Here is a 297-nt window from a genome sequence, read left to right on the forward strand (position 1 = left end):
CCCCACCCGCGGCAAGACCACCCGCTCGCCGGCGGCCATGGCCTGCTGCAGGCAGTTGGAGTCGTCGGGTTCGACACCGATCACCCTGATTTCGGGCCGCAGGTATTTGACGTACGCCGCTATACCAGCGATCAAGCCGCCACCGCCGACCGGGACGAAGATGGCATCCAGCCGCCCGGGATGCTGGCGCAGGATCTCCATGGCCACGGTGCCCTGGCCGGCGATGACGTCCGGATCGTCATAGGGCGGGACGAAGGTGTAGCCCTGCTCTTCGACCAGGCGCAAGGCCTCGGCCAG

At 68.0% G+C, this 297-nt stretch carries 1 protein-coding gene; it reads right to left on the reverse strand.

Annotated features, from left to right (window positions below; translation table 11 throughout):
- On the reverse strand, window positions 1-297 hold a 297-nt coding region (locus RND78_RS28025; protein ID WP_312733511.1), incomplete at both ends, for a pyridoxal-phosphate dependent enzyme.

Source organism: Pseudomonas oryzihabitans (assembly GCF_032027545.1).
Lineage (GTDB): Bacteria > Pseudomonadota > Gammaproteobacteria > Pseudomonadales > Pseudomonadaceae > Chryseomonas > Chryseomonas oryzihabitans_F.